Consider the following 15,783-nt stretch of genomic DNA (forward strand, 5'->3'; position numbering starts at 1 on the left):
CCCGCAAGGGCCTCCATTTCAGCGTTGAACAGTCGGGGCATGCAGGTCGTCACGTTGACTCTCTGGGGGCACTCGCGCTCCCTGAACGGGCGGTGCTGGTCGGCGCAGACCACGCCCTATTCAGACCGCCCGGCCGAGGGTCGAAGGCGGTCAGGTGTTCGTTCAACTCGCGGCGCTCGGCGGATACCCGGCATGGGCTTTCCAGTAGAGGCCCATATGCCTCGCGCCCTCCCTTGACCCCTCCGCGCTGATGGCCGTAGCGGTTTCCAGCGCAATCACGGCGGTGACGCACACCACGCTGCTGGCTGGATGCGGCAAGCCGTGGCTTACGCGGCACCTCCTCACATTCAAGTTGATTCGCGCGGCCGCCGTGGGCGTAGCTGCGTGCGAGCTGACGAGGGCCGCGCCCTGCCAGGGGCGACGCGTTCCCCCATACGGAGGACAACGGGAGCGGAGTCGCCCCGGCGCATCTGCCCCACGTGTTCGCTCGCATGTACTTAGCCGACCTCTCCCGCCGCGTGGGCGGCAGCGGCCTGGGGCTGAGCATCTGCAAGTCGATCGTGGAGGCGCACGGTGGGCACATTGAGTTGACGAGCACGCCAAGCCAGGGGGCCAGGGTGAGCTTCACGGTGCCGTTGGCTGATTCAGGGTTCCCGGCCAGCCCACCGCACGGTCACCTCACGCGCTGAACCCGGCCCCTCGCCTGGCCGGGAAACTCCACCCGTTCCTCTCCCTAAAGCGCCTCACCCTGTCCGTTTCTGGCAGGGTGAGGCATCTTCGGCGCGGAGGGGCGCTCAGTCGGTCGCGGGGTTCGCCACCGTCGGTGTGGGCGCCGCCACGGCCGTCTCCACCGGGCGCTTCAGCACCCCCAGCAGCAGGGTGCTCACGGCGGTCCCGGCGAGGATGGCAAGGACATACATGGGCAGGTTGGTCACGGCGTTGGGAATGAACAGCACGAAGATGCCGCCGTGGGGGGCACGGAGCAGGCACCCGGCCGCCATGCTGATCGCCCCGGCGACCGCCGAGCCGACCATCAGCGACGGGATGACCCGCAGGGGATCGCGGGCGGCGAAGGGGATCGCGCCTTCGGTGATAAAGGAGATGCCCAGGACGCCCGCCGCCTTGCCCGCCTCGCGCTCGTCGGCGGTGAAGCGGTTCTTGAACAGCAGCGTGGCGAGGAACAGAGCCAGCGGCGGGGTCATCCCGGCCGCCATCGCGGCGGCGATGGGACCGTAGACCTCGGAGCCCAGCAGCCCGGTGGAGAAGGTGTAGGCCGCCTTGTTGATCGGCCCGCCCATGTCAAAGGCCATCATCCCGCCGATCACGGCACCCAGGACGCCCGCCGAGGTATCGCCCAGGCCACGCAGCCAGTTCGTCGCGGCCGTGAGCGCCGCCGCGACCGGGCGGCCGACCACGTAGATCATCAGCAGGCCGGTGATCGCCGTGCCCAGCAGGGGCAGCAGCAGCGTGGGCTTGAGGCCCTCCAGGGTGCGGGGCAGCCGGATGCCCCGGTTGAGCGTGCGGGTGATATACCCTGCCAGGAAGCCCGCGATCATGCCCCCCAGGAAGCCGCTGCCGCCCGTCGCGGCGAGCAGGCCGCCGACCATGCCGGGCGCGAGACCGGGGCGGTCCGCGATGGAGTAGGCGATGTACCCGGCCAGCACCGGGATGAAGAGGCCGAAGGCGCCCGAGCCGCCCCCGATCTGGCTCAGCGCCGCCCCGAAGGTGCCGGGGGCCGGGTTGATGCCCCCGAAGGCGAAGGCCAGCGCGATCAGCAGCCCGCCCGCCACCACGAAGGGCAGCATGTGCGACACCCCCGTCATCAGGTGCTTGTAGGCGCTGGGGACCCCGGCGTTCTTGGCGGCCTTGCCCGCGCTCGCCTGCGCCACGAAGTCGGTCCCGCCCTGGGCACCCGCGACCGCCATGCCCGCCGCCGTGCCGTACACGGGCGCCTCCGCGAGTGCCCGCTGCACCACGGCCTGCCCGTTCTGGATGGCGGGTTTGGTGCCCGTCTGGTAGACCCGCTTGCCCTGAAAGCGCGAGAGGTCCACGTTCGTGTCGGCCGCGATCACCACCAGGTCGGCGTCCGCGATGTCCTGCGCGGTGAGCGCGTTGCCCGCCCCCACGCTGCCCTGCGTCTCCACCTTGACCCGGTGGCCCAGGGCCTTCGCGCCGTTCTCCAGCCCCTCGGCAGCCATGAAGGTGTGCGCGATCCCCGTGGGGCAGGCGGTGACCCCGACGATGCGGAGGGGGCGGGCGGCGTCGGGGGTGGGGGGACTCACGGCGGGCGCGGCGGGGGTCGTGGTCGCTGCCCCCGTTCCGGCCGCCTGCGCGACCAGTCCCGCCGCCCCCCGGATGGCCTCCCCGGTGCTCGCGCGAACGACGCGCTTTCCGGCGAAGCGGGCCTCGTCCACCGCCACGTCGGCGGCGAGAATCACGCCGTCGGCGGCCGCGATCTCGGCGGGGGTCAGGGTGCCCTCGGCCCCCACGCTGCCCTGCGTCTCCACGCGCAGGTCGTGTCCCGCCGCCTGCGCGGCGCGGCGCAGGGCCTCGGCGGCCATGAAGGTGTGGGCGATGCCGGTCGGGCAGGCGGTGACGGCTACCAGGTGGGCCATACCAGGGTCTCCTTGGGGAAACGAGAGGGCTTGGGGCTCGGGACAGGGGAGAGGCCGGTCATGCCCGCGTGACCCCCTCCAGCACGTCCACCTGCACCTGCGCGGCGAAGGCGTCCAGTTCGGCCTCGGGGGGGAGATGGGCGCCCAGGCGGGTGATCGCCCCCAGGCTGAAGGCCGTGGCATGCCGGGCCGCGTCCGCGAGGCCCAGACCGGCGGCGTGGGCGGCGACCAGGCCCGCCACCATCGCGTCCCCGGCCCCGACGGTGCTCTGCACGCTCACCCGTGGGGGGCGGGCACGCACGGCTTCCCGGTCGGTGACCAGCAGGGCGCCGCGCTCGCCCCGCGACACGGCGACCAGGCCCGCGCCACGGCGGATCAGCTCGCCTGCCGCCGCCAGCACGTCGGCCTCGCCCGTCAGAGGACGGCCCAGGGCGGCCTCCAGCTCGTGAATGTTGGGCTTGACGAGGTCGGGCAGGGTGCTCGCGTTCAGCGCCGCCGAAAGGGCCGCCCCGCTGGTGTCCAGCGCCACGAAGCGGTCCGCCGCCCGCAGCCGGGCGGTCAGCCGGGCGTAGAAGCCCGCGTCCACGCCGGGCGGCAGGCTGCCCGCGAGCACGAAGACGGCGTGGTCGGCGGCGAGGGCGAACACCCGGCTCTCCAGCTCTTCCAGCACCTCCGGCGTGGCGGCCAGGCCGGGCAGGTTGATGTCGGTCGTCTCCTGCGCCGCGCCGTCCACCAGCTTCACGCCGACGCGGGTGGCGCCGGGCACCCGCACGAAGGCGTCGCGGATGCCCTTGGTCCGGAAAAGCGTCTCGAAGGGTTCGGGGTTCTCGCCTCCCAGCAGGCCGGTCGCGGTGACCGCCAGGCCCCGGTCGGCCAGGAAGGAGGCCACGTTCACGCCCTTGCCGCCCGCCGCCCAGTGCAGATGCTGGCCCAGGTTCACCTCGCCCCGCCGCCAGCCGTCCGCCCGCACGGTGAGGTCGAGGGCCGGGTTCAGGGTGAGGGTCGCGACCCGCGGGACGGCCGCAGTCATGCCGTGGCTCCTTCCGGCTGCGCGGCCTGAACCAGGGCGCGGACCGACTCGGCGTCGGGCTGGGCCAGGGCTTGCCCGGCCAGGGTCCGGAGTTCGGCCAGGGTGCGGCCCCGCAGGGCGGCCTTCACGCCCGCGATCTGTGGGGTGCTCACCGAGAGTTCCCCCACGCCCAACCCCGCGAGAATCAGGGCGCCCACCTCGTCCCCCGCCGCGCCGCCGCACACGCCGACCCACTTGCCGTGGCGCTCGGCGGCCTCCACCGTCCGCGCGATGAGCTGGAGGACCGCCGGGTGCATCGCGTCGGTCTGGCGGGCGAGTTGCGGGTGCAGGCGGTCCATCGCCAGGGTGTACTGGGTGAGGTCGTTCGTGCCGACCGAGAAGAAGTCGACCTCCTGGGCAAGTTGATCGGCGATCAATGCCGCCGAGGGCACCTCGATCATCACGCCGAGGGGCACGCGGGGAGCGCCCACCTCCTCCCGCACGGAATCGAAGATCGCGCGGGCACGGCGGAACTCTTCCAGGGTGGCGACCATCGGGAACATCAGGTGGAGATTCGGGTGATCCCGCGCCACCCGCGCGACCGCCCGCAACTGCGGGAGGAAGAGGTCGGGCCGCTCGAAGCACAGCCGGATGCCGCGAATGCCCAGGAAGGAGTTGTCCTCGCGGGCCAGCCCCAGGTAGGGCACCTCCTTGTCCCCGCCGATGTCGAGCGTGCGGATGATCAGCGGGCGGCCTTCCAGGGCCTGCGCCATCGCCCGGTACTCCCGTTCCTGCTCGTCCTCGGAGGGGGCCGAGTCGCGTTCGAGAAACAGGAACTCGGTGCGCATCAGGCCCACGCCCTCGGCCCCCGCCTCCAGCGCGGCCGAGGCGTCGGCGGCGCGGTTGATGTTCGCGGCGACCTCGACCCGTGCCCCGTCGCGGGTGGCGCCGGGCTGGAAGCGGGCCGCGCGGGCGGCGTCCCGTTCGCGGGCCAGCACGCCCTGGCGCTCCTGGGCCGACGCCACGTCCGCCTCCGAGGGGTTCAGGTAGAGTCGCCCCGCCGACCCGTCCAGAATCGCGCGGGTGCCGTCGGGAATCTCCAGCACACCCTCCCCGGCGGCGACCACGGCGGGGAGCCCCAGGCCCCGCGCGATGATCGCGGTGTGGCTGGTGGGGCCGCCCTGCGCGGTCACGAAGCCCAGCAGGGTGTCCGGCCCCAGCCGGGCGGTGTCGCTGGGCGTCAGGTCGGGGGCGAGCAGGATGACCGGGCCGCCCGCGTGAATCTCCGGCTCGCGCAGGCCCAGCAGGTGCCGCAGCACCCGCCGCTGCACGTCGCTGAGGTCCACCGCGCGGGCCGCGAGGGTTGGGTCGTCCAGTTTCTGAAGGTGCGAGATGCGCTCCCCGGTCGCCTCGCGGTAGGCCCACGCCACCCCGTGCCCGTCGAGGATGCGGGCCACGGTGTCCTGCACGACCCCCTCGTCCCCCAGCAGTTCCTGATGGGCCTGGAAGATGGCCGCCTTGTCCGCGCCGAAGCGGGCTGCCACGTCGGCGATCACGGTGCCCAGTTCAGCCCAGGCGGCGGCGAGCGCCGCGTCCAGCCGGGCAGCTTCAGTGGCGGGGTCGCCCGGCTCGTCGCGCACGTCGAGCGGCCGGGGGGCGTGCTGCCGGGTCACGCCGATCACCAGCCCGTCGGCGGCGGGGACCCCCTCCACCGTCGCCGCGACCTGCCGGGGTTCCCACTCGGGGGCACGCCGGGCCGGGGCCGGGCTCGCGGGCGCCGCGCTGAGGTCGTCGCCCAGCCCCGCGCGGATGGCGTCGGTGACGGCGGCGAGCAACTCGGGGCTGTCCGCGCTGACGGTGACGGGCGTGCCGCGCGTGAGGCCCAGCGAGAGCACCTCCATCAGCCGGGTAGCGTCGGCGCTCTCGCCGGAGTCACGCGCCAGCCGCACCCGCCCGCCCCGCGAGCGCACGAGGTTCGCCAGCAGGGTCGCGGGCCGCGCGTGCATGCCCAGCGGATTAGGCAGCGTGACCCGCGCCGCGTGGGGAAGCGCCGCCCCGGCCGCAGGGGCGGCGGCCGGGCGCTCCCCGGTGAGGGCTTCCTGAATGTCGGCGGGGTCGCTGGTGGTGCTCAGCCGCTCGACCAGCGCCTCGTCCCCCAGCACGCGGGTGAGGCGGCGCAGGATGGCGAGGTGCTCGTCGCTCGCGGCGGCGATGCCGATCACCAGCCGCACGGGTTCCCCACCCTCGCCCCAGCGCACGCCGCCGGGAAGTTGCAGCACCGCGAGGCCCGTCTCGTGAATCAGGTGCCGGGTCTCCGGCGTACCGTGCGGGATGGCGATGCCGCTGCCCAGGTAGGTGTTGGCCTGCTCCTCGCGGGCCAGCATGCCCCGCAGGTAGTCCGGATGCACGTTCCCGGCCCCGGCCAGCAGCGCGGCGACCTGGGTGATGGCGTCGGTCTTGTCGCGGGCCGCCCCGCCCAGCCGAATGAGGTGCCTAGCCAGTGTGGTCATGCCTGTCTGCCCCGCCTTTCCAGGGAGTCCACCCTCCCCGCGTCCGTGAGCCTCGCCTCTCTCCATGATTACTTTTGAGCAATTGAGAGTATAAATGATTCAAAACGTTCAAACAAGGGCGGTCCCGTGACCACCCGACGCGCAGTTCTGAGCGGTCACGAACAGCCGTGGGATAGCATCGGCCTGATGACCGGGCTGCTCGCTGAAGAACGCCTCTCGCGGATTCTGGACCTGCTGGCCCAGCAGGGCACGGTGCGGACGACCGCCCTGATGGGTTCGCTGGGCGTGAGTGGGGCCACCGTCCGGCGTGACCTCGACGTGCTGGCCGGGCGCGGCCTGATTCGCAAGGTGCACGGGGGGGCCACGCTGGCGAGTCAGGACCAGCGCTACGCGGACCGCCAGCAGACCGGGCAGGCGGGCAAGGCCCGGCTCGCGCAGGTGGCCGTCGGCCTGCTGCGGCCGGGGCAGACGGTGTACCTCGACGCGGGCACGACCGCCCGGCACGTCGCGCAGGCGCTGCGGCGCACGCCCGCGCTGACCCGGACCCTGCGGGTGGTCACGCACGGGCTGGACGTGGCCTACGAACTCAACGGCGAGTGCCCGCTGTACGTCGTGGGGGGCGAGGTGTACGGGTCCACCTACAGCCTGACCGGGCCAGACGCGCTGGCGACCGTGGCCCGCTACTCGTACGACGTCTTTCTGGTGGGCTGCACCAGCATCGACCCGGACCGGGGGCTGACGAACAGCAACCTCGTCGAGGCCCAGCAGAAATCGGCCATCCTGCGCCGTGCCCGGCAGACGGTGCTGATCGCGGACAGCAGCAAGTGGAGGCACTCGGGCTTCGTCACCTTCGCGGCCCTCGGGGAGGTGGGAAGCTGGGCCACCGACGAGGCGCTCCCGGAAGCCCGCGCCGCCTTCGAGACCGCCGGGGTCAGGGTCGTGGACTCCCGCTCCTGACTACTCTTCAAAACGGATGACAGGCAGCAGAAAGTCGGCTCCTATACGGTGTTTCTGCGATGAAAGCACCCAAGAGCCGACCCCCTCACGATACCTTGCAGACCGTTCTGCGGTCTGCCTTCCCCCTTGATGCCCGCCGCTTGATGGTCTTCACCGCCTTGGTCCTGGCGGTCATTCAGGCTCGCACGGTCGTCCTCTACACCCTCAAGACCCATGTTCCGTTGCCAGGTACGCTCACAGCTCGCTACCAGCGACTCTGTCGCTTCGTCCAATTTCCTTTCCCCGAGGGTTTGTTTCCCAGATTTGCGCTGTCCTTCCTGCCGGACGGTCCCGTCGATCTGATCCTCGACCGGACCAACTGGCGACTCGGCCAGCAGGACGTGAACATCCTGCTGCTTTCTGCTGTGTGGAACGGGTTCAGTCTGCCCCTCATGTGGGCATTGCTCCCACATGGTGGGGCGAGTGATTCCCGTACTCGGGAATCACTCGTGTTGCGCTTCCTGACGTTTTGCCCGGATCGGCAGGTCCGGTGCCTGCTGGCAGACCGAGAATTCATCGGCCAGCACTGGTTTCGTTTCCTCGATCAGCACAGCATCGCTCCCTGTATTCGCTTGCCTGCACGCGCCACCATCGGCCAACACCGTCTGCCCGTGTGGGCTGTGTTCAACAAGCTCCAAGTGGGCGAAGTCAGGGTCTGGCGACGCCAGACCCTGATCTACGGTGTGTCACTCCGGGTGGCCGCGACGAAGAACGCGGCCGGGGAGACGCTGTACCTCGCTTATCGGGGGCACGTGGGACCGAATCTCCGACGGTATGCCCAGCGTTGGCAGGCAGAAAACTTGCACTCCGCGCTCAAAACGAGGGGCTTCAATCTGGAAGACACCGGGCTAACCCGTGCTGAACGGGTCTCCACCCTGCTGACGGTGGTCGGTGTGGCGTTTATCTGGGCCTGTGTAACTGGGGAGCTGCTGGTAACCGAGAAAGGCGTACGGATCAAGAAACACGGACACCGTGCGGTGTCCGTGTTCCGGCTTGGCCTCGACCATCTTCAAGATCTGCTGCTGCATCCCTCTCGGTCGTCTTGGCACACCCTCGCGACTCTCATGCCGCGTTTTGAAGGGTAGTCAGCTCCCGCTCCCTTCTGGTCACGCCCGGCTGACGGCTCCGGCGGACCAGGATTCCGGCCTCCTTCCGCCCCGCTCGCGCGTCCGTTTTTTTCAAGGTGGACGCCTCCCTTGCCGAACGCCAGGGAGTCTGCGCTCCGGGGGCTGCCGCCGCATGGACGGTTCGTCAGGTCGGCTTGCCCTGAAGTTGCCGGAGCGTGAGCACCGCCTCAACAGCCCCTGACCGGGCCTCAGCCCTGAGCCCGTGAGGCACCGGCCGGGAAACGGTCACGCGGAACGCCAGCGGCGCGTCTGCGCGGGGGCGTCAGCGTTCGCGGGCGTGCTCCAGGGCATTTTCCAGCAGCCGGGTCACGTGCAGGTCGGCCAGGCGGTAGTACACCGTGCGGCCCTCCCTGCGGGAGGTCACCAGGCGGTGTGCCCGTAGCAGGCGGAGCTGGTGGCTGGTCGCGGACTCGCTGACGCCCGCGACCAGCGCGAGGTCATGCACGCACAGTTCCCCGGCGGAGAGGGCCGAGAGCATCCGCAGCCGGGTGGGGTCGGCCACGGCCTTGAGCAGGGCGCTGGCGTCTTCCACGCAGCGGTCGTCCGGCACGGCCTGCCGGGCACGCGCGGCGGCCTCCGGGTGGGTGCAGCCGGTTTCGCAGGTGTCGGGGCGGGGGTCGGCGGGAGGAACGGGCGAAGCGGCGGGAGCGGCCATGTCCGTCATGCTCGCACCTTCCCGCCGCCTGCGCCGGGGCGGAAGCCCAGCAGGCGCAGGGCGTTCGCCGTCACCAGCGCCGTGGCGCCCGTGTCGCTGAGGATGGCGGGCCACAGGCCGGTGATGCCCAGCAGCGTGGTGACCAGAAAGACCGCCTTGAGGCCCACGGCAAAGGCGACATTCTGCTTGATGTTCCGCATGGTGGCCCGCGAAAGGCCCACCAGGTCCGCCACCCCCGAGACCCGGTGGTGCAGCAGGGCGGCGTCGGCGGTCTCCAGCGCGACGTCGGTGCCGCCGCCCATCGCCACGCCCACGTCGCTGGCGGCCAGGGCGGGAGCGTCGTTGATGCCGTCGCCCACCATCACGACCCCGCCGGAGCGTTTCAGGTCGCCCACCAGGCGCAGCTTGTCCTCCGGCAGCAGCTCCGCGTGGACCTCCAGGCCCAGGGCACGGGCGATGGCCTCCCCGGTGCGGGCGTTGTCCCCGGTCAGCAGGACGGGCCGCAGGCCCAGCGCCCGGAGCCGCGTGACCGCTTCCCCCGCGTCGGCGCGGGGCTCGTCGCGCAGGGCGATCAGGCCGAGCGCCGCGTCCCTGCCGGTCAGCACCACGACCGTCTTGCCCTGCTCCTCCAGCGCCTGGATGCGGAGCTGCACTCCGGGCGTCAGGCCCACCGTCTCCTGGGCGTAGCGGGGGGAGCCCACCGCGTAGGGCCGGTCTCCGATCACGGCGGTGACCGCCTTCCCGGCCAGGGCCTGCGCTTCGGTGACGGCGGGAAGCGGCAGCCCGGCGGCCCGCTCCACGATGGCCCGCGCCAGGGGGTGGTTCGAGCCCGTCTCCACGGCCGCCGCGAGGCGCAGCACCTCCTCCTCCGGCAACTCGCCCAGCGGCACCACGTCCGTGACGCGCGGCCGACCTTCCGTCAGGGTGCCGGTCTTGTCAAAGGCCACGACGCGGGCCGCCCCGATCGCTTCCAGGGGGGCACCCCCCTTGACCAGCAGGCCGTGCCGCGCCCCGGCGGAGAGGCCGCTGGTGATGGCGGCGGGCACGCTCAGCACCAGGGCACAGGGGCAGCCGATCAGCAGCAGGGCCACGCCCCGGTACAGCGCTTCCGGCAGGTACTGCCCGGCCAGCAGCATGGGGATCAGGGCGGTCAGGGCGGCGACCATCACCACGACCGGCGTGTAGATCCGGCTGAAGCGGTCGATAAAGCGGCTGATGGGGGCCTTGCTCGCCTCCGCCTGCTCGACGAGGTGGATGATGCGGGCGATGGTGTTGTCCCTCGTTTCCCGTTCCACCCGCACGGTCAGGACTCCGTCCGTGTTGATGGAGCCAGCGTACACGGGGTCCCCGACCGTCTTGCCCACGGGCACGCTCTCCCCCGTCACGGGGGAGTCGTCGAGGTGGCTGCGGCCCTCCAGGATGGTGCCGTCGGCGGGCACCCGGTCACCCGGCTGAACCCGCACCAGATTCCCGACCTTGAGCGCGTCCACAGGAAGGTCGGAGACCTGCCCCTTGTTCAGGACGCGGGCGGTCTTCGGCGCGAGGCGGGTCAGGGCCTGGATGCCGCTGCGGGCACGGCCCACGGCGACGCCCTCCAGCAGCTCGCCCACCGCGAAGAAGAACACGACGACGGCGGCCTCGGCGGCCTCCCCGATCACCAGGGCGCCGAGGGCGGCCAGCGTCACCAGCGTGTTGATGCTGAAGGGGTCCCCCGCGCGGGCGGCGGCGAGGGCCTTGCGGGCCAGCGGCCAGGTGCCCACCAGGGTGGCTGCCGCGTACCCCCAGACGGCCAGGGGAGGCCGGGCCAGGCTGAACAGGAAGGCGAGAGCCAGCAGCCCCCCGCTCAGCAGAACCAGGCGACCCTGCCGGGTGGCGTACCACGGCGTGGCCCCGTGCTCGTGCCGCTCGCCCTCCCCGTGGTGCCGGGGACGGGGCGTATGGCCCAGGTCGCGCAGGGTCTGTTCGAGCGCGGCGCGGGGCGTCCGCGTCTCGTCCAGCGTGAGGGTCAGCGACTGTGTGGTGAGGTTGGTCCGGGCGTTCGCCGCGCCGGGGGTCCGCTCCAGCGCCCCCTCGATCTTGCGGACACAGGTGGGACAGTCCATCCCCTCCACGAAGTAGTCGAGCGTGATCGGTCCGGGGGAGGCGGAAGCAGCGCGGCTCATGTCCAAACTATATCTGAACAAGTGCTCAGGTGTAAGGGGCGATGCTCACCCCGGTCGGGGGCAGGCTGGCGACACCACTTTTCCCTGACCGGCGGGGCGCCCGTGGGCTGAGTGCCCTGCGCTGCCGCCCTTTTCACAGCACATCCTTAAAGCTTTCTCATCGGGTGCGGCCCGCTCCTGCTTTTGGCGCGGGTGCCCGGTGGGTACGCTGGGTGGGGGGAAAGGCGACATGTCCGAGGGCAGGCCGGTGGGCCTCCGCCTGCTGGGCGGGGCCGCGCTACGGGTGGGGGAGGACTGGCCGCGCTGTCCGGAGCGGGCGCTGCGGCTGCTGGCGGTGCTGGCGCTGGACGGGCCGCAGCCCCGGCTGCGGCTGGCGGACCTGCTGTGGAGCGGCGAGAGCGGGCGCGTCCTGCACAACCTGCGAATGGCGCTCTACAAGGTGCGCCGAGTGTTGGGGGCGTCCGCCGACGTGCTGGTCGAGCGCGGGCACCAGTTGCACCTCGACCTCGCGCGGGTGGAGGTCGACGTGCTGGAGCTGACCTCCGCCGACCTCGCGCTGGAGGGAACCTGGCGCGAATTCATGGCCGGGCACCGGGCGGACGGTCCCGAGCAGTGGCTGGAGTGGGCGGAGCGCACCGAGGCGCGGCTGCTGGGGCGAGGCCCGCCAGCCCCCACCCGGCGGCGGACGCCCCCCGCACGGCGGGCGCTGGACCTGGGTCACGAGGCCCTGGGCGCCGCCCGGCAGGACCGGCCCGGCGAGGCCGAGGCCGCTGCCCGCGCCGCGCTCGACCTGACGCCGCGGGGCGAGGGGGCGGCGCTGGCCCTCGACGTGCTGACCCACCAGGCCATCGAGCGCGACGAGTACGCCCTGGCCCGCGAGTACTGCGGCCGGGCGCTGCGGGCCACCCCCGAACCGCAGGCCGACATCTGCTACACGGCCGGGTACCTCGCCGACCTGCTGGGTGACCCCCTGCGGGCCGAGCGCCTCGCCCTGCTGGGGCTCGCGCACCTCCCCCCGGCAAGGTCCCCCGCCCTGTGGTACGCGACGGTCGCCAGTGCCTACGACTCCCGCCAGGACTTCCGGGCGGCGCGGCTGTGGCACGAGCTGGCCCTCCAGGCGGCGCGGGCCGCCCCGTCCGCGCAGGACCACTGCGGGGTGCTCACCTTTTACCTGTGGCACCTCAACGCGACCGGCGACAGCGCCCGCGCCCAGATGCTCGCCGCCGAGGCGCTCGACCAGGGTGACTTCAGCATGACCGCCTACGTCCACCAGTCGCTGGGCACGGCGCAGTTCCGGCTGGGCGACCTCGACGAGGCCCGGCAGACCCTGCACGCCAATGAGACGCACCCGGTGCTCAGCCTGCGGGTGATCGCCGCTTCCGTGCAGGCCCGCATCCTGCACCGCCAGGGGGAGCGTGGGGAGGCGCGGGCCTCGCTGCACCGGACCCTGCCCCTCGCGCAGGCCACCGAGGACGGCCGGGCGCGGTTCGAGTGGGCGGTGGCGGCCCTGACGTGTGCGCCGCGCGAGTGGGCCGCCGAAGCCGACGCCTGCGTGCAGGGTGCCCAGACCAACGACCCCCTGATCGTGCGGCACTACCAGCGCCTGCGGACCACACGGCCGAAGTGACGGAACAAAAAAACCACCGTATGAAACGGTGGTTGGACGAAGCTTGCCGTCTCAGAACGCCGGAACGACCGCTCCGCCGTACTTTTTCTGGATAAAAGCCCTCACCTCGGGGCTCTGAAGCGCCCGCACCAGCTTGAGGTAATCCGGGTTCTTCAGGGTCGCGGGCTTGGCGACGAGCAGGTTCGCGTAGGGGCTGCGGCGGTCTTCGAGAATCAGCGCGTCCTTCAGGGGATTCAGGCCCGCCTCCAGCGCGTAGTTCGTGTTGATGATCGCGGCGTCCACGTCCGCCAGGGCGCGGGGCAGTTGCGCGGCTTCCAGCTCGCGGAAGCGCAGTCGCTTGATGTTGGCCGTGATGTCGCGCACGGTGGCCTGCACGCCCACGCCGGGCTTGAGGCGAATCAGCCCCGCCCGCTCCAGCAGCTTCAAGGCCCGCCCGCTGTTGCTGGGGTCGTTGGGGAGCGCGATGGTCGCGCCGGAGCGCACCTCCCGCAGCGACTTCACCCGGCGGCTGTACAGGCCGATAGGCTCCACGTGGACCTTTGCCCCCGCGACCAGCCCCAGCGGGCGGTTCTTCTGGAACTCTTGCAGGTAGGGGAGATGCTGGAAGAAGTTCACGTCGATGCTGCCGTCCGCCAGCGCGAGGTTGGGCTGCACGTAGTCGGTGAACTCGCGGATCACGAGGTTCACGCCCTGCTTGGCGAGGGTGGGTTTGACGAATTCCAGGATCTCGGCGTGCGGGACGGGCGTGGCGCCCACGCGCAGGGTTCCGGCGGAAGCGAGCGAGGTCAGGGCCAGGGCGGACAGGATCAGGATGTTTTTCATTTGGAGACTCCGGAAGAGAGGAGAGAGAGTTAGCGGTGATCGGCGCGGCGGGCGGCGCGGTCGCCCAGCCACTGCACGCCCTGCACCAGCACGAGCAGCAGCAGCACGGTGGCGACCATCACGTCCGTCTCGAAACGCTGGTAGCCGTAGCGGATGGCGAGGTCACCCAGGCCTCCGCCGCCGATCGCCCCGGCCATCGCGGAATACCCGATCAGGCTGACCAGCATCACCGTGAAGCCGTGAATCAGGGCGGGCCGGGCCTCGGGCAGCAGCACCTTGCCGACGATCTGCCCGGTCGTGGCGCCCACCACGCGGGCGGCCTCGGTCACGCCGGGGGGCACGTCGCGCAGCGCTCCTTCGACCAGCCGAGCGACGAAAGGAATCGCCGCGACGGTGAGGGGGACGGTGGCCGCCGTGCTGCCGATGCTGGTGCCCGTGATCAGCCGGGTCAGGGGAATCAGCAGGACCAGCAGGATGATGAAGGGCAGGCTGCGGCCCACGTTGACGGCCGCGTCCAGCACGCGGTGGGCGAGGGGCTGCGGGCGCAGGCCGCCGGGCCGGGTGAGGGTCAGGGCCACCCCCAGGGCCGTGCCGAGCAGTTGCGCGATCAGGGCACTCGGCAGCACCATCCACAGCGTTTCCAGGGTGGCCTGCCACAGCAGGGGCGCGAGGGTGTCCATCAGGCACTCGCCCCCAGCGGAAAAGCGACCTCGCGCGGCCAGAGTTCCGGGTCCGGCGCGGTTTCCGGCAGGACCAGCCAGGCGTCCACCCCCTGCGGGTGCGGCTCGGCCTGCACCAGCCGGGCGCCCAGGGCGGCCAGCCGCTCCAGCGTGCCCGCGTCCAGATCGGGCAGAGTCACCCGGCGCAGCGTCTCGTGTGGGCGCAGCGGGACCTGCGGGCGGTGCGCGTCCAGCAGGGCACGGGTGACGGGGTGGGCGGGCTGGGCCAGGACGGTGCGGGTCTCGCCCGTCTCCACCAGCCGCCCCGCGTCGAGCACGGCGACGTGGGTGCAGGCGGCCCGCACGACTTCGAGTTGGTGCGTGACCACCACCAGCGTCAGGTCGCGGCTGCGCTGCACCTCGGTGAGCAGGGCGAGGATGCCCGCGCTCGTCTCCGGGTCGAGGGCACTCGTGGCCTCGTCGGCCAGCAGGAGGTCCGGTTCCAGCGCCAGCGCACGGGCGATGCCGACGCGCTGCTTCTGCCCGCCCGAAAGCTGCGCGGGGTAGCGGCCCGCGAGGTCCGCGAGGCCGACCTGCGCCAGCAATTCCCGTGCCCGTGCCTCGCGGGTGGCGCGGGGCACCCCGGCGAGTTCGAGCGGCAGGGTCACGTTGCCCAGGGCCGTGCGCTGCGCAAGCAGGTTGAAGTGCTGGAAGACGACCCCAATGCGGGCCTGATGCGGGCGCCGCTGCGCGGGCGTGAGGCGCGAGAGGTCCTGCCCCTGCACCAGCAGGCGGCCCGTGTCGGGCGTCTCCAGCCCGCTGATCAGGCGCACCAGGGTGCTTTTGCCCGCCCCGCTGCGGCCGATGATGCCGACCCGGCAGCCGCGCGGCACCGCCAGCGTGAGGCTCTGAAGGGCCGGGGTGGTCTGCCCCGGATAGGTCTTGCCCACGCCCTCGAACAGCAGGGCGGGTGGGGGGGATGAAGCGGACAAACGAGAAATCCTCCGTCTGGAAAGGCCGGAGGGGAACAAAAAGCACACGTCCCCTCCCGAGGCTGAGAACGGAGAAGGGGACGCGACCGTGTCGAGCTAGACCCTTCCCTTATCGGTCCCGACGCGGATACACCATCGTTGGCGCGTGCGGGCTGGTCAGCACCGATGCCGTGATGAGGGCCGGTTGCTGCGGCGGTCTTGGGGCCAGATCCCTCGCGCCGCTCTGGATAAGAGTGGCCCTCTGCGGGCCGTGGGAGAAGGTAGCGCACCGGAACGCATCCCCTCGCGGGTTGTCTGGACCGGTATGGAGACCCCCTTCTCAGGCCCGGTGCCGGAGGGCAGGGGCGCGGGCGGCCGGGGCCAGCACACCGAACTCGTCGCCGCCCAGCCGGTAGACGCGGCTTCCCTCATCCTCCAGCGCCCGCCGTGCGGCCGAGAAGTCGCGCAGCAGGGCGCCACGCCCGTGACCGTACTGGTCGTTCAGGCGCCTGAAGCCGTCGAGGTCGAGCAGCATCAGGGGCCAGCACGTAGGCCGCGTACAACGCCTGCGCCGGGTCGCGGGTGACGCTGTAGAGAAAGAGGGGGTAGACCCCCAGCGTCAGCAGGGCA

At 71.9% G+C, this 15,783-nt stretch carries 11 protein-coding genes, 2 pseudogenes and 1 riboswitch; of the genes and pseudogenes, 4 read left to right on the forward strand and 9 right to left on the reverse strand.

All coding sequences use genetic code 11. The annotated features are described in order from the left end of the window. Positions 1-449: 449 nt before the first annotated feature. Positions 450-689, forward strand: a pseudogene (locus C3K08_RS14055) (sensor histidine kinase); the annotation flags it as partial. 105 nt (positions 690-794) lie between these two features. Here the strand turns inward: C3K08_RS14055 and C3K08_RS14060 are convergent. From C3K08_RS14060 to ptsP, 3 genes are read right to left on the reverse strand one after another with little or no spacing between them, the layout of a single operon-like run. Further along, entirely contained in the window at positions 795-2,615 is a 1,821-nt protein-coding gene (locus C3K08_RS14060; RefSeq protein WP_104992118.1) for a PTS fructose-like transporter subunit IIB, read from the reverse strand. 58 nt (positions 2,616-2,673) lie between these two features. Then, entirely contained in the window at positions 2,674-3,645 is a 972-nt protein-coding gene (gene pfkB / locus C3K08_RS14065) for a 1-phosphofructokinase (RefSeq protein ID WP_104992119.1), read from the reverse strand. Next, positions 3,642-6,134: a phosphoenolpyruvate--protein phosphotransferase gene (ptsP, locus tag C3K08_RS14070; RefSeq protein WP_104992120.1), complete on the reverse strand. Its 2,493-nt coding sequence runs from the start codon at positions 6,132-6,134 to the stop codon at positions 3,642-3,644. The genes pfkB and ptsP overlap by 4 nt, the downstream gene beginning before the upstream one ends. A 186-nt stretch (positions 6,135-6,320) precedes the next feature. Here ptsP and C3K08_RS14075 point away from each other — a divergent pair, with 186 nt between their 5' ends. Both C3K08_RS14075 and C3K08_RS14080 read left to right on the forward strand, forming a co-directional pair. Then, positions 6,321-7,091 carry a DeoR/GlpR family DNA-binding transcription regulator gene (locus tag C3K08_RS14075; protein ID WP_104992121.1) on the forward strand — a complete coding sequence of 257 codons (771 nt, stop codon included), beginning with the start codon at positions 6,321-6,323 and terminating at the stop codon, positions 7,089-7,091. Between the two features lie 59 nt (positions 7,092-7,150). After that, positions 7,151-8,215: an IS4 family transposase gene (locus tag C3K08_RS14080; RefSeq protein WP_104989793.1), complete on the forward strand. Its 1,065-nt coding sequence runs from the start codon at positions 7,151-7,153 to the stop codon at positions 8,213-8,215. A 304-nt stretch (positions 8,216-8,519) separates the two neighbouring features. On the opposite strand, the gene C3K08_RS14085 is transcribed toward C3K08_RS14080, so the two are convergent. Together C3K08_RS14085 and C3K08_RS14090 are read right to left on the reverse strand one after the other, a co-directional pair. Next, positions 8,520-8,912: a helix-turn-helix transcriptional regulator gene (locus C3K08_RS14085; protein WP_104992122.1), complete on the reverse strand. Its 393-nt coding sequence runs from the start codon at positions 8,910-8,912 to the stop codon at positions 8,520-8,522. 5 nt (positions 8,913-8,917) lie between these two features. Beyond that, the gene (locus C3K08_RS14090; protein WP_104992123.1) at positions 8,918-11,074 is read right to left on the reverse strand and encodes a heavy metal translocating P-type ATPase; all 2,157 of its coding nucleotides are present in this window, start codon (positions 11,072-11,074) and stop codon (positions 8,918-8,920) included. A 229-nt stretch (positions 11,075-11,303) separates the two neighbouring features. Here C3K08_RS14090 and C3K08_RS14095 point away from each other — a divergent pair, with 229 nt between their 5' ends. Beyond that, a complete protein-coding gene (locus C3K08_RS14095) occupies positions 11,304-12,701 on the forward strand; it encodes a hypothetical protein (protein WP_104992124.1) in 1,398 nt (465 codons plus the stop codon). A gap of 51 nt (positions 12,702-12,752) precedes the next feature. On the opposite strand, the gene C3K08_RS14100 is transcribed toward C3K08_RS14095, so the two are convergent. The 4 genes and pseudogenes from C3K08_RS14100 to C3K08_RS14115 all read right to left on the reverse strand — a co-directional run. Next, entirely contained in the window at positions 12,753-13,523 is a 771-nt protein-coding gene (locus tag C3K08_RS14100; protein WP_104992125.1) for a MetQ/NlpA family ABC transporter substrate-binding protein, read from the reverse strand. Positions 13,524-13,552: 29 nt separating this feature from the next. Beyond that, complete coding sequence (locus C3K08_RS14105; RefSeq protein WP_104992126.1) at positions 13,553-14,203, reverse strand: methionine ABC transporter permease; 651 nt, start codon at positions 14,201-14,203, stop codon at positions 13,553-13,555. Further along, entirely contained in the window at positions 14,203-15,174 is a 972-nt protein-coding gene (locus C3K08_RS14110; RefSeq protein ID WP_104992127.1) for a methionine ABC transporter ATP-binding protein, read from the reverse strand. Before C3K08_RS14110 ends, C3K08_RS14105 begins: the two co-directional genes overlap by 1 nt. Positions 15,175-15,280: 106 nt before the next feature. Next, positions 15,281-15,408: riboswitch (SAM riboswitch) on the reverse strand. 85 nt (positions 15,409-15,493) lie between these two features. Continuing rightward, positions 15,494-15,706: pseudogene (locus tag C3K08_RS14115) on the reverse strand (diguanylate cyclase domain-containing protein); the annotation flags it as partial. Positions 15,707-15,783 lie beyond the last annotated feature (77 nt).

The sequence above is a fragment of the Deinococcus sp. NW-56 genome (assembly GCF_002953415.1).
Lineage (GTDB): Bacteria > Deinococcota > Deinococci > Deinococcales > Deinococcaceae > Deinococcus.

What these genes read in the sequence shown, in the direction of transcription:
- C3K08_RS14100 (WP_104992125.1), bottom strand. Translation starts at nt 13,523, where the DNA reads ATGAAAAACATCCTGATCCTGTCCGCCCTGGCCCTGACCTCGCTCGCT.
- ptsP (WP_104992120.1), bottom strand. Translation starts at nt 6,134, where the DNA reads ATGACCACACTGGCTAGGCACCTCATTCGGCTGGGCGGGGCGGCCCGC.
- C3K08_RS14105 (WP_104992126.1), bottom strand. Translation starts at nt 14,203, where the DNA reads ATGGACACCCTCGCGCCCCTGCTGTGGCAGGCCACCCTGGAAACGCTG.
- C3K08_RS14095 (WP_104992124.1), top strand. Translation starts at nt 11,304, where the DNA reads ATGTCCGAGGGCAGGCCGGTGGGCCTCCGCCTGCTGGGCGGGGCCGCG.
- C3K08_RS14075 (WP_104992121.1), top strand. Translation starts at nt 6,321, where the DNA reads ATGACCGGGCTGCTCGCTGAAGAACGCCTCTCGCGGATTCTGGACCTG.
- C3K08_RS14080 (WP_104989793.1), top strand. Translation starts at nt 7,151, where the DNA reads ATGAAAGCACCCAAGAGCCGACCCCCTCACGATACCTTGCAGACCGTT.
- pfkB (WP_104992119.1), bottom strand. Translation starts at nt 3,645, where the DNA reads ATGACTGCGGCCGTCCCGCGGGTCGCGACCCTCACCCTGAACCCGGCC.
- C3K08_RS14085 (WP_104992122.1), bottom strand. Translation starts at nt 8,912, where the DNA reads ATGGCCGCTCCCGCCGCTTCGCCCGTTCCTCCCGCCGACCCCCGCCCC.
- C3K08_RS14060 (WP_104992118.1), bottom strand. Translation starts at nt 2,615, where the DNA reads ATGGCCCACCTGGTAGCCGTCACCGCCTGCCCGACCGGCATCGCCCAC.
- C3K08_RS14090 (WP_104992123.1), bottom strand. Translation starts at nt 11,074, where the DNA reads ATGAGCCGCGCTGCTTCCGCCTCCCCCGGACCGATCACGCTCGACTAC.